Origin of the sequence: Syntrophus aciditrophicus SB (assembly GCF_000013405.1) — a bacterium.
GTDB classification, from domain to species: Bacteria; Desulfobacterota; Syntrophia; order Syntrophales; family Syntrophaceae; genus Syntrophus; species Syntrophus aciditrophicus.
In genome coordinates this window covers 865,521-880,339 of the sequence record NC_007759.1, presented here as the reverse complement: position 1 = coordinate 880,339, position 14,819 = coordinate 865,521, and the positions used below count along the sequence as shown (strand labels likewise).

The 14,819-nt window shown below is 50.4% G+C and carries 9 protein-coding genes and 1 tRNA gene; 4 read left to right on the top strand and 6 right to left on the bottom strand.

Annotated elements, in window-relative coordinates:
• Positions 1 to 106 precede the first annotated feature (106 nt).
• From SYN_RS04045 to SYN_RS04035, 3 genes are all read right to left on the bottom strand, one after another.
• On the bottom strand, positions 107 to 622 hold the full coding sequence (locus SYN_RS04045; RefSeq protein ID WP_148202477.1) for a response regulator: 516 nt from the start codon (positions 620 to 622) through the stop codon (positions 107 to 109).
• 131 nt (positions 623 to 753) lie between these two features.
• A complete protein-coding gene (locus tag SYN_RS04040; RefSeq protein ID WP_041584695.1) occupies positions 754 to 1,926 on the bottom strand; it encodes a type IV pilus twitching motility protein PilT in 1,173 nt (390 codons plus the stop codon).
• A gap of 90 nt (positions 1,927 to 2,016) precedes the next feature.
• A complete protein-coding gene (locus tag SYN_RS04035) occupies positions 2,017 to 3,099 on the bottom strand; it encodes a type IV pilus twitching motility protein PilT (RefSeq protein ID WP_011416763.1) in 1,083 nt (360 codons plus the stop codon).
• Positions 3,100 to 3,329: 230 nt separating this feature from the next.
• Here SYN_RS04035 and SYN_RS04030 point away from each other — a divergent pair.
• Positions 3,330 to 3,405: transfer RNA gene (locus tag SYN_RS04030), tRNA-Ala, on the top strand.
• 21 nt (positions 3,406 to 3,426) lie between these two features.
• Here SYN_RS04030 and SYN_RS04025 read toward each other — a convergent pair.
• Both SYN_RS04025 and SYN_RS04020 read right to left on the bottom strand, forming a co-directional pair.
• Positions 3,427 to 4,629: an IS110 family transposase gene (locus SYN_RS04025; RefSeq protein WP_041584694.1), complete on the bottom strand. Its 1,203-nt coding sequence runs from the start codon at positions 4,627 to 4,629 to the stop codon at positions 3,427 to 3,429.
• A 417-nt stretch (positions 4,630 to 5,046) separates the two neighbouring features.
• A complete protein-coding gene (locus SYN_RS04020; RefSeq protein WP_041585361.1) occupies positions 5,047 to 6,159 on the bottom strand; it encodes an MBL fold metallo-hydrolase in 1,113 nt (370 codons plus the stop codon).
• A gap of 552 nt (positions 6,160 to 6,711) precedes the next feature.
• Between SYN_RS04020 and SYN_RS15080 the strand changes: the two genes are divergently transcribed.
• The 3 genes from SYN_RS15080 to SYN_RS04000 all read left to right on the top strand — a co-directional run bounded on the left by SYN_RS15080 (position 6,712) and on the right by SYN_RS04000 (position 10,333).
• Entirely contained in the window at positions 6,712 to 7,803 is a 1,092-nt protein-coding gene (locus SYN_RS15080; protein WP_011416760.1) for a response regulator transcription factor, read from the top strand.
• Positions 7,804 to 8,555: 752 nt separating this feature from the next.
• Positions 8,556 to 10,091 carry a glycogen synthase gene (locus tag SYN_RS04005; protein ID WP_011416757.1) on the top strand — a complete coding sequence of 512 codons (1,536 nt, stop codon included), beginning with the start codon at positions 8,556 to 8,558 and terminating at the stop codon, positions 10,089 to 10,091.
• 47 nt (positions 10,092 to 10,138) lie between these two features.
• Positions 10,139 to 10,333, top strand: coding sequence for a DUF2905 domain-containing protein (locus SYN_RS04000; RefSeq protein ID WP_011416756.1), 195 nt, complete (start codon positions 10,139 to 10,141; stop codon positions 10,331 to 10,333).
• A gap of 229 nt (positions 10,334 to 10,562) precedes the next feature.
• On the opposite strand, the gene glgP is transcribed toward SYN_RS04000, so the two are convergent.
• Positions 10,563 to 14,819: an alpha-glucan family phosphorylase gene (glgP, locus tag SYN_RS03995; RefSeq protein ID WP_011416755.1), complete on the bottom strand. Its 4,257-nt coding sequence runs from the start codon at positions 14,817 to 14,819 to the stop codon at positions 10,563 to 10,565.

The following is a 14,819-nucleotide window of genomic DNA, read 5'->3' as shown; positions in this document are numbered from 1 at the left end:
GACATCGATGAATGACTGGACTCACATGCAATAAATCCGCTTCTGAAAATCAGTGCGACCTGCAGGCTCTGCCTTCTGAATATCTGAAGATTCTTCCCGTTTATCTTTATGATCTCCCCATTTTTCTCAGGGCTTCCATATAGGTATGATAAAAGGCCTTGTTTTCCTGCACACCGTTTTTGACAATGGTCCCCAGTTCATTGAGATCCCCGGTATGAACAACCAGATTGACGCTCCGGTGGAAGGCCGCCATGCTGTCCCTGGTGCGGAAAGAGTCGCCGACAAGAGTGACGAATATCCGTCTCCGGATGGACACATCCAGCAATTCGAGAGCCGTCAGAAGTTCACGGGCGCCCTTTCCCTCATCGAAATCTGCATTGACGACAATGACATCGAAGACGTGAAAACGCATCTTTTTGAGGGCATCCCTGACGGATTCCGCCTCCTTCACCGAATAGCCCAGGGAAAAAAGGGCCTGCCCTGTTTTATCCTTCAGGCCGGGATCGGATTCACAAACGAGAGCCGTTTCTCCCTGTTCCGTCACAAAATCAAAAGGCCGATCTGAGGCATCGTAAGAACCGGATGCCACTTCATTAAAAAGGGTTTTGCCTTCCTCCATCATCCTTTCTCCTCCCTGTATCCATCGCCCGACCGTCCTGTTTGCCGGAATTTTGGACAAAGTCGTGCAGTTGTAAACAGACTGAATTCTCTGAACATGCCATGAGAATAACTTTATCCGGCCGGCTGGAACTTTTAAAACCTCTTCTGTTTTCCATAGCTTGTATCGACCTCCAGTTTACCCAGGCTGGTCGTCGCCTCACCCTTGGCGCTCTTGACCGAATCGATCCCTCGACCCACAACGCCCTTGTTGGAGGCATAGGCCTTGGCCGTCTCTTCACTGACCAGGCCGCGCTGGTACAACTCCACGATGTAATCATCGAACGTGACCATCCCGAAGGCCTTGCCGGCCTGAATGATTTCATAAAAGGTTTTGCCTTCCGATTCGCCGTTCAGAATTGTGTCCTTCACGCGCAGATTGTTCCCCATCACTTCAAAAGCCGCCACCCGGCCCCCACCCTCCTTGGGCAGCAGCCGCTGGCATACAATCCAGCGCACCGTATCGGCCAGACGGATGCGGATCTGGCGCTCCTCCTCAATGGAAAACATTCCTAAAATGCGGTTGATGGTCTGCCCCGCATCCACAGTGTGCAGGGTGCTGACGACAAGATGTCCGGTCTCCGCAGCGGACAGGGCAATTTCAACAGTCTCCCGATCCCTCATTTCCCCGACGAGGATCACCTTGGGGGCCTGACGGAGAGCCGCCCGGAGGCCGTTGGCAAAGGTGTCAAAATCCGTCCCCATTTCCCGTTGATTGAAGGTCGCCTGCTTGTGTGGATGAACGAATTCCACGGGGTCTTCCAGGGTCACTACATGGACCGACTTCCGTTCGTTGATCTCGTTGAGCATCGCGGCCAGGGATGTGGACTTTCCGCTTCCCGTCGCCCCGGTCACGAGAATGATGCCGTTTTTTTCCTGGGCCATTTTCTCGAAGGCCTCCGGCAGATTCAGATCCTGAAGGGTTGGAATGCGGGTTTCCAGCTTCCGCAGGACAATGGAATAATTTCCCCGCTGGGAAAAAATATTGACCCGGAAACGGGCCTTACCCTGCAGAGTATAGGAGGAATCGCAGGAACCCTCGGCAACGAGAGTTTCCGTCAGGCGGCGGTCCCCGTTGATCAGATTCAGGGCGATGGTCTCCGTCTGAAAGGGGGTCAGTTTTTCACAGGGCGGATCAAAATCCACAGCGGTCAACTGCCCGGAACTCTCCACCTGAAAGGGTTTGCCCACGGTCATATTCAAATCGGACACATTGTCGTATGCATCCAGCATTTTCGTCAAAATATAATCCAGTTCCTGCCTTCGCATGTTCACGCCTCCTGAAAAACGGGTAGGGAGAACGCTCTCCAATCCCGAAAGAATCTCTTGTGCCGCGGTTCATACGGATAACCGCCAGGGTTAGACCTCCGTAAAATCTGTCGGCGGGTTTTTCAACAACGGCCGGAATTTGGTCTTGTCGTTGCACTTCATGTAGGCTTCATCGGCGCTGATCCATCCCTTATTGAACAGTTCCATGATGGCGTCATCGAGAAGCTGCATCCCGTACTTCTTGCCCGTCTGGATCATGGATGGAATCTGGAAGGTCTTTGACTCGCGGATCAGATTGCGCACGGCCGCATTGGCTATGAGGATTTCCAGAGCAGCGCATCGGCCCTTTCTGTCGATCCTCTTGAAGAGCACCTGGGCGATGATCGCCCTCAGACCGTCTGCCAGGGTGGATCGGATCTGGGCCTGCTCACTGGAAGGAAACACCTCGATGATCCGGTCAACTGTTTTCGCCGCACTCGTGGTATGAAGGGTCCCGAAAACGAGATGGCCGGTGGAGGCGGCTTCCACAGCCAGGGAGATGGTTTCCAGATCCCGCATTTCCCCGACCAGTATGATGTCCGGGTCTTCACGCAGGGCGCCTCTCAGGGCCGCGGAAAAGCTCTTTGTATGAATGCCGACTTCCCGATGGTTGACGATGCAGCTCTGGCTCTGATGAACGAATTCAATGGGATCTTCGACGGTGATGATGTGATCCTTCCGCAGGCGGTTGGCTTGATCGATGATGGCTGCCAGGGTCGTTGACTTTCCACTGCCTGTTGGTCCGGTCACCAGAACCAGCCCCCGGGGCAGCGTGGCCAGTTTGGAAACTACGGGCGGCAGTCCCAGTTGCTCACAGGTCAGGATCTGGCTGGGAATTTCCCGGAAAACGGCTGCCACACCGAACTTCTGTTCGAAAAAATTGGCGCGGTAACGGGCCAGACCAGGAATTTCATAGGCAAAATCGACATCCCCCGTTTCCTCGAACTGCTTGATTTTGTGTTCCGGCGTGATTTCATAGAGCATCGCCTTCAGCTCATCGTTATCCAGAATATTATATTTCACCCGCTCCAGTTCACCGCGCATCCGGATGGCAGGCTGCTGTCCGGAAACGAGATGCAGGTCCGATGCGCCCTGTTCGTGCATCAACTGGAAAAAAGCATCGATTTTGGCCATACACAGTCTCCTTGTTCAGTTGAAATTGATCTGATTTCCACTCTTATATCACAACATACTTTTCGTAAAAAACGGCCTTTCTTCCCGGGTAAGGACGAAAACCGGCGGGAGTATAGGAAAACACGGTCCTGTTGTCAAGAAAGGCTTGAAGATGAACAAGTGCTTGACAGAGTCTAATCCTTATATTATAGAGCGGCTTCGATTTTCTGGTAAATTTGTGTTTTCCGGATGGGGATGTAGCTCAGCTGGGAGAGCGCGGCGTTCGCAATGCCGAGGCCAGGGGTTCGATCCCCCTCATCTCCACCAAATCAAGATTTCAGTCAACTATCAAGAATTCATCTGTGGGCAAAAAGTTGTCCGTCGTGTCAGCATGGCATAGGCGATACGAATCAATTTATGTGCAGTGGCCAATACCGCCATTTTATAGGGCAAGCCTTCAGTCCTTCGTTTAAGGTAATAAGCCTTAAAAATATCGTTATATTGAATCACTTTGGTTGTCATCATCCATATGATTCTCCTCAGATGACGATTTCCACGTTTCGTGATCCTGCCTTTACCTTCATGTTGACCTGACTGGTAAACAGCCGGGTCCAATCCTGCCATGGCAATGATTTTCCCAGAATATTCGTAATGATTAACATCGCCACCCATCTCAATGAGAAAATTTACAGCGCTTTTGTCCCCGATACCTTTTATGGAAGTAAGAATGTTGATATCGTCTTCCATCTGCTTTCGACTCATCTCAATCAATATGCCGGTTATCTCCTCCAGTGCCTCTTCAAGGTGAAGGAGCAGAGTCACGTTTTGCTTGAGAATGATTTCCTTGGCTGAACTTTTGGTACCGACCGACGAATGTGCGGCCTTGATCAGCTTCACAGCAAACGCCTCTCTTTTATGCCCATAGGAATCTGCGATCAGCATCTGAGATAATTGACCAAGGTTTGCATTTCCAAGAGCAATGGCAGAAGGGTATTTCTGTACAAGCTTCAGTATGGACTTCGTAAAGACGGAAGTCATATGCTCCAGCTCCGGAAAAGTGATATTCAGGAGCCTCTTGATATTGATCTTCAATGCGGTCATCTCGTCAATCAAACCTTCCCGCTGACGCGAGAGATCACGAAGATCGGAAATCAAAGATGAATCGACCCGTTGGATCAGAGTGTTCCCATTCGCAAGAAGAAACTGGGCAATGACCACAGCATCCTTCTTGTCGGTTTTGGTCTTCCTGAGCTGCATCTTGACATAATTGGAAATCAGCAAAGGATTGATGATAACGACCTGGTATCCCTCAGAAACCAGATAAGAGAAAAGATTGACATGATAGGAAGCCGTGGACTCCATCCCGATTAAAACGGATGAGACCGAAACAACCACCAGATGTTCCTTCAGCTTCTCAAAACCATTCCGGTCCATGGCCGCTGAAAACTGAAATAGCTTTTTCTCGTCCCTTCCAATCCCGTAGACATCAAATTTATCTTTTGAAATATCGATACCGACAAAAGCATCAACGCTACCCTTTAATCCGGGCATCACATCACCTCCCGACAAAAGAAAGATAAAGCAGGAAATTTAGCCTCTAAACCAATCCTCCAGCGTGACAAGGATTCTATGATCCAACCAACCTATTATGATTCATAGAGGCTTGGGACATACTGAAATGAGGGCTCTGTCGCCCAGGAAGTAATGAGTCCTCCTGCCTTCCCATGAATATTATTGCCATCCCTGTAGTCAATTAAATAATATTCTATAAGAATTCATGGTAGGAGGAAGTTCAAAGAAGGCCAAAACCCGCTGAAAACAGCGGGTTTTTTATTGCCTTTAATTCGAGGAGGCATCTGTGTCAACATACCTTATCGATGCATGACAGAACCATCAGGCTATGGCACGCCATTACCTGCCACTGCGCGTGCGGCTTGCCGTGATAAAGGCTTCAGAAAGGATGAATCCTTATTGTTCGAATTTCTGCTTTTGATTATCGATAGGCAGAAGCTGCCCGATGCTCATGACAAGAAGTCGGGCCGGATCAGTATCACTGGATTGTGCGGCCCTGGACAGCGCTGAAGGAATCTCCCCGATCGGTTCTTCTCCCAGCCGGAAAGTTCCCCACTGGGTTGGAATGAAGTATCTGGCACCCAGGTCCCGGAAGGCCTCCAGGGACTCCCCGGGATCCATATGAGCGTAATGCATGAACCAGCGGGGCGCATAGGCTGTAACGGGCAGGAGGGCGTAATCGATATCCGGATAAAGGCGTCCGATCTCCCGGTATCCGATAAAATAGCCGCTGTCACCGCCATAATAGATCTTCCGCCCACGTGTCACCAGCAAAAAACTGGCCCAGAGGGTGGTATCCGTGTTTTGACTGATCCTCCGTGACCAGTGTTGGGCGGGGAGACAGACCACCTGGCAGCGATCGCCGCAGGAAACCGTTTGCCACCAGTCCATTTCCACAACTTTCTTTTTTCCGAAATTATTCACCATGGCCTTGAGCCCCATGGGGACAAAGACCCGCGTGTCGGTGGAAAGCCGCCTGATGCTTTTAGAATCCAGATGATCGTAGTGATTATGGGAAATGATCACGTTTTTCCTGCCGGGCAGGGCTAAAAACTCATCGAGAGAGAGGCCGGGCGGAGTTTTACGTTTCGGCAGGAGGGCCCGTTCCGAAAACATCGGATCAGTGATCCAGTATTCTCCGTTGATTCTGATCAGAAATGTGGAATGACCGATCCATGCGATAAAATCTCCCGGTGTTGACCGTATCCGTTTATAAAGGCCCGATATGACCGGAGGAAGGTTGTATTCCTCCGCCTGGGGATAGGGGGTCTTTTCAGAGATCACCCAGCGCAGAAAACTCATGAAGCCCCTCTGCATGGGCATCCAGGGATTGAAATAACGGCCGCCTCTCAGATGCGGGGCGTAAAGAAGCGCCGGGTCTGTGGATTCCACCTGTGCCCGCCACTTTTTTTCATCGAAGGGCCTTGGAGGCAAGAAGCAGGAAACCAGCAGCAGGGCCAGAGCAAGTATTATGGCTGTGATTACCTTTTTTCGGCGAGATATATTCATGCTGTCAATCGGGAAGAGCCGATCCGGTCTTGGACGGGGCGCCGTCATCCTTTTCGCCGTCGAAAGATTCCTTCAGCATCATAATCAATCTCCATCATGTTTATAGCCAATATCTCCGGAACATCTGCCCCACACCCTGTTTGACAGACACCAAAAATATATAGAAACAAGATCCAAGTATGTCAAGAATTATTGCCAATATATAATTATAATAATGCCAGTAACAATGGTGATTTCAGAAATAAAGAATTATAGATCTCACTAAAAATTATACCTTTTCATCTGACCAACTTTGTTTGCGCTCAATTCAGCAAAGGACTGCTTATGCAGATTCTCCATATTTGAAGCTCCATGCCGTCAGCCTTGTATTTGGACCATTGTTAATCTCAATCGGTGTAAATCCTTATCGGATAAATTTTTATTGATAAATTTTTTGCATAATGTTTAAGAGATACCACCGTTATGCATTCTCTCTTCCATAAAGGGATTTGCAGCGGATCTTGCTATTAACATTATAAGTAAACATGATAAGCGTCACAGGTAATTTATAAAATGAATAATGATATCGTCATTGTGGAAGACAGCCTGACACAGGCGGAAAGACTGAGGTACACCCTGGAAGAACACGGTTTTCACGTGCTGCACGCCAGGAACGGTCAGGAAGCGCTCCAGTTAATCAGCAATAATCAACCCGCAATCGTCATAAGCGATATCATCATGCCGGAAATGGATGGATTCGAACTGTGCAAGCGCATCAAATCGGATCCGTTGAAAAAAGCAACACCTGTAATTCTTCTGACGGTTCTTTCAGACTCGAGGGATATCATTCGGGGCCTGGAATGCGGCGCCGACAATTTCATTACCAAGCCTTATGATGAAGAGAACCTCCTGTCCCGCATCCAGTACTTTTTAACGCAGAGAGAACATGGCTATGAAGCGCCCTGTGAGTCTGCAGAGGAGATTGAGATCCTTATAGGAGGCCAGAAATATTCGATTACTGCCGACCGGAAGCGGATCTTGAACATCCTGATTTCCACCTATGAAACAGCCGTTCAGAAAAACAGGGATCTTCTACGGGCACAGCAGGAGCTGCGCATACTCAATGAGCATCTGGAAAATCGCGTTCAGGAGCGGACGCAGGAACTTATGGAAGAAATTGCCCGGCGTCGTCAGGTGGAAGAGGATCTTCGCAGGCAGGAACAAGACCTGCGTGTCAAATCCCGGAATCTGGAGGAAGTGAACACGACCCTTCACGTACTTATCAAGAATAGAGAAATGGACCGGATTGACCAGGAACAGAAGATTCTCTCCAACTGCAAGGAATTGATCCTGCCCTATGTCGAACAGCTGAAAAAACAGAAACTTCCTCCGCATCAAATGACCTGTGTTGAAATCATCGAAGCCAATGTGCAGAATATCATCTCTCCCTTCCTTCAAAGCCTGAGCTCCGAACTGGCTCATCTGTCCCCGAAGGAAGTCCAGGTGGCCAATCTCGTCAAAGAAGGAAAAACAACCAAAGAAATATCTGAATTACTTAATCTTTCCATCCGTTCCGTGGAGTCCCACCGCGACAACATCCGGGTAAAACTTGGCATCAGCAACGAAAAAATCAATCTTCGCTCCTTTCTGCTGTCCCTTTCCTGAGTATACCAGTATTATACTGTTATAGGTTCCGTACTCATCCCGTATTGCGTTTCCTGCCAAGTGTGACATTATAAACAAGTTACGGCGGCGAATTTGTAAAGACCGCAGCGGTGAGGAACAGCGAGCCTGTGAGGAATCGTGTCCTCTGCCGTTCCGGTCTGGACTTTATTCGGGTCTGACGATTATTTTCCTCGTTTTGAAGCTTCTTTATTAACCAGTATTCGTCAATCTTCGTTGATCGGGCTATCAACTTCCATGTAACACTGCCCGCCTGGAACATGTTATAAATTCTCCTGTATTCTGCGGACTCCGGAGAACCAGAGGAACGGATCGACCTGAAAGACCCTTTTTATTTCTTGAGGTTTCAATCGATGGCATTAAGGAATCGATATCGTTGCCTGTTTATGCCATCATGCGGGAAAGCTTCCGGCCATTTTTCAGACTGCCGCAACAGATCACTCATGAAATTTTGTCTGTTCAAAGCCTTGCATTCCCGCACGGACGCCGATTTTTTTCGAATACCCTTCGTCATCGGTTCCCAGGAACGTCGGCGTGCCTGATCGATTTACCCGGAATCCGATCCCGGGCTGCAATCAAGCTGCAATCAAAGGGATAGAAAATGGCAGGAAGAAGGCGGCGCGACAGGCTCAGCATCGGGACATCCTGGAATGTCATTTTTAATGATGACCAAGACAATAAAGTCATAACCATATTTTTGTACGTTTCTTTAAGGAATGAAGGGAGGTTAAGGAATGGTTGCAATAAAATCCTCTAAAACCACCCCCAGAACGGCTGTTCTGCTCATCACCCCCGAAACGGGAAGACTTCCGGAAGGAATGTGTGACCTTGCCCGATTCATTTCAGGAAAAAGCGGGGGACTGGGGGAGGTGGTCACCGCGCTGTGCGAGGGCCTGACGGCACGGGGAATCAACTGTCATCTGGCCACGCTGAACCTGAAGAAGCGTTTTCAGCAGGAAGGAAATATGGATGAAAGTGAATGGCGGAAAATCCGTTACCAGATTGATCCGGAACGGATTCATCTCGTCAGCTCCTCCATTTTTGCCGATCTACCCAGTGCTTATGCGGGAGATGTCACACTAAATGCCGCTGAATTTCAAAAGCAGCTGATCAACCATGTCATCAAAACGGTCAGTGCGCAGAATTGCGGCAAGCTGATTCTCCACACCCATGACTGGATGGCCGGCGGGCCGGTTACCGCTTATGCCAAGTCCCGGAAAATCCCCGTTCTGCATACAGTTCATAACGTGTTTACCCGCAATGTCCCTGTTCCCATGTATCTCGGGGTAGACCTGGAACAACTCGATCATGATCTCTATTACAGCGAAGAGAAAGGAGAGCGCTGCATCGACTGCCAGGCCACAGCCATCAAGAGCGCAACCCTGGTCAATCTCGTCGGCCATCGTTTCCTGGAAGAAATCGTCGACGACTATTTCATGGACCGTGCCATCATCCCGGACAGCGTGAGGCAGGAAATCAAAGCCAAAAAGGCCTTCGAATCGGCCTTGACAGTCCTGAACTGTCCTTCCTTGAACATGTATCCTGAATCGTGCAGCTTTCTGCACCGCAATTTCGGGGCGGATGACGATGTCCTCCAGGCAAAGAAGGATAATCTCGTGGAATTTCAGCGGCGCACCGGCCTTAACGTCGATCCCGAGGCCATTCTTCTTTACTGGCCGTCCCGGCTCGATCCCTGCCAGAAAGGGGTTGAATTGATTGAAGAGATTGCCTTGAAATTCGTCATTGAACATGGCGATGTCCAGATCGCGGTGATCGGCGACGGTGTTGGCGGCGACAGGACTCACGAAGAGATCATGGGCCGGATCGCCTGCGCGTCGCAGGGGAAAATCTGCTATCACCGCTTCAACGAGGAACTTTCCATGCTGGGTTTTGCCTCAGCCAGCGATGTTTTCGGAGCATCACTCTATGAGCCCTGCGGACAGATCGATCAATTGGGAAACCTCTTCGGCGCGACAGCAACCAACCGCGACACAGGCGGATACCATGATAAGATCCGGGAACTGAAGCTGAAAATCGACGGAGCCCCCGAAGATTCCGGAAACGGCTTTCTTTTCCACGATTATGATGTGGGAGGTCTCTGGTACGGCCTGCATAAATGCGTGGAATTCCATCGCAGACCGGCAGAAGTCAGGGCTTCTCAGATCAAGCGGATCATGAAAGAGACGCGCGCCACCTACAAACTCGACCGGATGATAGATGAATACATAAAGATCTACGAACGGCTCAACGGCGGCATGCCTCTGGCTTAACGAAGGGATGGTACAGGGCTATCGATTTCTCCAATATTGGTCGCATTTTGATTTTTTTGGGCCTGATCATGGCAGGTATCGGGTTTGTTCTTCTGCTGACGGGCAAAATCCCCTGGATCGGCAGGTTGCCGGGAGATTTTTATTTCAAAGGGAAAAACGTCACATTTTACTTTCCCTTGGCAACCAGTCTGCTGATCAGCCTGATCCTGACACTGATTCTCTGGCTGATCAACCAGAAGTAAGCCGTCAGACCGATTTTTTCGGTCGAACCGGTCAGAATACCCTGTTGCATTAATAAGGAATAAAAGAACGGTGAAAAGGTGAGAAACCGCGGTCTGTTGATCATGCATTGAGGGGCCGACTTCATAGACAGGCCGTTCAACAATCCATTGTCAAAAATGTCATCGGCACCCTGGGAACGGGGGAGATTGAACTGTTTTCAATCTCCCCCGTTCTTTTTTCGGAACAGGCCTACCCCCACAGGATCAGGCCTGTCTCATGTTTCGAAGCCAGCTTTTCATTGTATGGCAACACGCGGATTCCGTAAGAATGCGGCCCATTGCGTCGGACCCGGTATTCCGCGGTAAAGATGAGCGATCCGTTGAGCAGATTGGTGATCATTTTCAGGGGAACACAATCCGGCTTTTCGAGGAATCCATAGCCGTCATCCCGTCCGATGAAAAGTTCAGCGTAAATTTCTTCGGGTTTCAGTTTTCCCGGATCGATCCGGGCTGTAACCACCAGGGGCTGATCAACCACGATGGTATCCCCTTGAATCCCCTCAACACTGATATCCAGGAGGCGGAGAGAAGAAAACCGCATGGGAATCGTACTTTTCCACTCGGCAATTTCTTTCGCCAACCGGTAGCTCTTTTCGCTCAGTTCCCCAATGCGGCGAACAGTGGGAATGTACATATCATTGTAATATTCCTGAAGCATCCGTTCCGTGTTGAACCGGGGAGCCAGCGTATGAATCGACCTTTTGATCATGGTAATCCATTTGTCGGGAATCCCCGAGGTATCCCGATCATAGAACAGAGGAATCACGGAATTTTCGAGTGTGGAGAAAAGCGAAAGACTGTCTTCTTCGTCCACGCTGGAATCTTCTTCCGAGAGCCCCCGAACGAGGGGCCCGATGGTCCAGCCATTGGTGCCGTCATACCCTTCCGCCCACCAGCCGTCGGAAATACTGAGATTCAAAACGCCGTTGAAAACCACCTTTTCCCCACTGGTTCCACTGGCCTCATAAGGCCTCCGGGGCGTATTCAACCAGACATCCACTCCCTGAACCAGGTGACGTGCAACCCGGATGTCATAGTCCTCCAGGAAGAAAATTTTTCCACGGAAAGGTTCCTGATTACAGACGGAAACCACTTTTTTAATCAGGCTTTTCCCCATTTCGTCATTGGGATGGGCCTTGCCGGCAAAAACCAGGTGAACAGGCCGGGTCGGATGGTTCAGAATTTTATCCAGCCGATCCAGATCGGACAGGATCAGGTCGGCTCTCTTATAAGGGGCGAAACGCCGAGCAAAGCCGATCATCAGCGCGGTGGGATTCATTTTGGAGTAAATCTCCTCGCGCCAGGTCTTGGAATAGCCATAACGTGACCAGTGTTTGGAGATATGATCCCGCAGATAATTGATCATTCTCTGCTTGAGCTCATACCTGGTGCGCCACAGCATCGCATCGGGAATATCCCAGACTTTCTTCCAGATTTCGGGATCGGTAATGGACCTCTGCCAGCCCCGTCCCAGATAAATGTCAAAAAGTTCCTTCATCCTCGGAGCGATATAGGAAGCCATGTGGACCCCATTGGTCACCTGCCGGATCGGAATATCCAGTTCGTGGAATCCTTTCCAGACATCGCGCCACATGCGTCGAGCCACCTGGCCGTGGATCTCGCTGACTCCGTTGCTCAGATGCGTCATCTTGAGCCCCAGAACGGTCATATAGAAAGGTTTATCATCACCGGCCTCCTTCAACCCCAGATCCCAGAACTGTGACCAGGATATGCCAGACCATTTGATGAAATTCGCGAAATAATATTCGATCAGATCCTTGTCGAACCGCTCGTTTCCTGCTTCAACCGGGGTATGCGTGGTAAAGATCGTACTGCCCCGGACCACCTCGCTGGCCTCGTCAAAACTCAATCCCTCTTCGGTCATCAGAAGCTGAATCCGGCTGAAAACAAGAAACGCGGAATGGCCTTCGTTGATGTGGTAGAGACTTGGTTTAATCCCGAGTTTCCGCAGAAGTCGTATCCCACCCGCTCCCAGAAGCAGTTCCTGTTCGATCCGTGTTCTTTGATCCGCAGGATAGAGGCGGCCGGTTATTTTTCGGTCCTGCGGCGTATTGCCAGGCACATCGGAATTGAGCAGATAGAGAGACAACCGGCCGATCTGCAGCTCCCAGATATTCGCATAGAGGGTCCGTCCAGGAAGCTCCAGTGAAATCTGCACCTCGTCCCCTTTCTCATCCTGGACGATCTGCAGGGGCATGTTGGAAAAGTCGCACTCCGGATATTCCGCGATCTGGACCCCGTTTTTGTCAATCACCTGCTTGAAATATCCGCTTCGATACAACAACCCGACGCCCACCAGGGGGATATTGAGATCACTGGCCGTTTTGATGTGATCTCCGGAAAGAACGCCAAGCCCTCCGGAATAAATGGGAAGACTTTCGTGAAGGCCGTATTCCGTAGAGAAATAAGCAACAGGCGAAGACCATTTTATCTCCGGTGAAACGGAAAGCCGCCGGCAGAGAGTCTTGTCCGCCATGTAGTCGTCAAACTGCTTCATGACTGATTCATAGAGGCTGATGTATATGGCGTTGTTTTTCGCCTCGATCAGCCGCTCCGCCGATACGGTCTCCAGCATGCGGACCGGATTGTTGCCCATGTCCGTCCAGAGTTGTGGATCCAGACTGGCAAACAGTTCAAGGGCCCGGGAATTCCAGGACCACCATAAGTTGTAGGCCAGTTCTCTCAGGCGGGCAATTTCCTGGGGCAGCTTTGCAACGGCCGTGAACCGCCGGAAATGAGGCTGTGTTGTAACCGCGCCGGCAAAGGTGCGCCGGTAGGCCGTCCGGTAATCGAACAAGGCAAGCTTCTCCGCGTACTCCCGGGCGATGCCTGCCGCCCTGTCATATGCCGCGGCATAAAACTTATAGAATTCCCCCCAGTTTGCCTGCACTGCGATGGTCCAGGCACTCTCTCGCCGCAGCTGCATATCCGCGTCCGTCCAGGACAGGAAATTCTTTAAAATATCGAAGAGGTCATTGGTTATCGTCTGGATTTCCCTTCCCTTTCGTTTCATGATGATGACGCCGCTGTGCTCCTTGAATGTGGATTGCACCCAGAGCCCGAAGCCCGCCTGATCCGTGGAGATCGTGGGAACGGCATGGGCGGCGCTTTCCTGTGGCGTATATCCCCAAGGCTCATAGTATGAAGGAAAGACACCCAGATCGCATCCGGAAAGGGCTTCATAGTAGCTCATATTGATCAGGCCGTCATGTCCGTTCAGATAGGCAGGAATGAAAATGATATTGATCCTGTTCTGCGGCAGGTTTTTCAAACCCAGACGGTTGCTTGTTTCCAGAATCGGGTCGGAGGCTTCGTAATGAAGGCGATGGGTGCAAATGGGAGGATTTCCCGTCTCCACCTTGGCATAATCGCTTTGCAGCGCCGGAATCAAATCCGTATGGCCGCCCAGAACAAAAAGATAAACCAGAAGGGTCTGATCGCCTTTCATTTCTTTTTCCAGACGGCCGAGAGCGTCCAGAAAGACATCGATCCCCTTGTTATGAAACTCATATCGCCCGGATATTGCCAGAATCTTCGTATCGCTGGGCAGGTCTTTCTTCAGAAAGCGGGACGCGGCTTTCAGGAGCCGCATCCGGGAGCGCATGGCCGGCCGGCGATCCTGGACCAGATTCGGGATCTGTTCGATATCCAGCCCATTCGGGGTAATGACATCAGGATAACGACCGAGAAAATTTTTGGCCTCCAGTGCGGTAATTTCGCTGACTGTGGTAAAGCAGCCAGCTTCCCGGGCCGCAGCCGTTTCCATGGAATATTTTGCAGTAATACTATGCGCATTGGCCTCCCTCAAAGGGGAGATGTGATCCATGGAAGCATAAATATCCACTCCAGATCCCGCCAGCGTCCTTCCCAGAATAGTCGAATGGGTTGTAAAGACGGTTCCGATCTCGGGAACACTTTTTTTCAGACAGAGAAGTCCGGCTCCGGTCATCCATTCATGAAACTGGGCGATAGCCGTTCCTCCGTGGGGACGGACCATGAGATTGTAAATGGTCTCTATCACTTCGCCACAGGCGTAACTGAACATGACGGGCTCCGTATAATCCCATCCACCCGCGATGGAGTCCACGCCATAATCTTCCCACAATTTGTAAAGAAGTTGATCTTTATTATACTTCATCCCGAAGTTGACCAGGATGACCTTGGGTTCACCGGGAATCTTCCAGCGCCCGAAACGGCAGGGAATGTCCTTGATGGCTGTTCCTTCACGGACCTTGAACCAGCATTCTTCGTCGGTTTCCTCAAAATCGAGATTAGTTTTGAGATCCGGTCCTAGGAGATAGTAATTTTCCCCATAAGCCTTCATTGCCTCCCGAATTTTGCTGGTAATCACCGTATAGATGCCGCCAACCTTATTGCATACCTCCCAACTGCATTCAAAGAGATAGCCGTTCTGATTCTCTGCCAT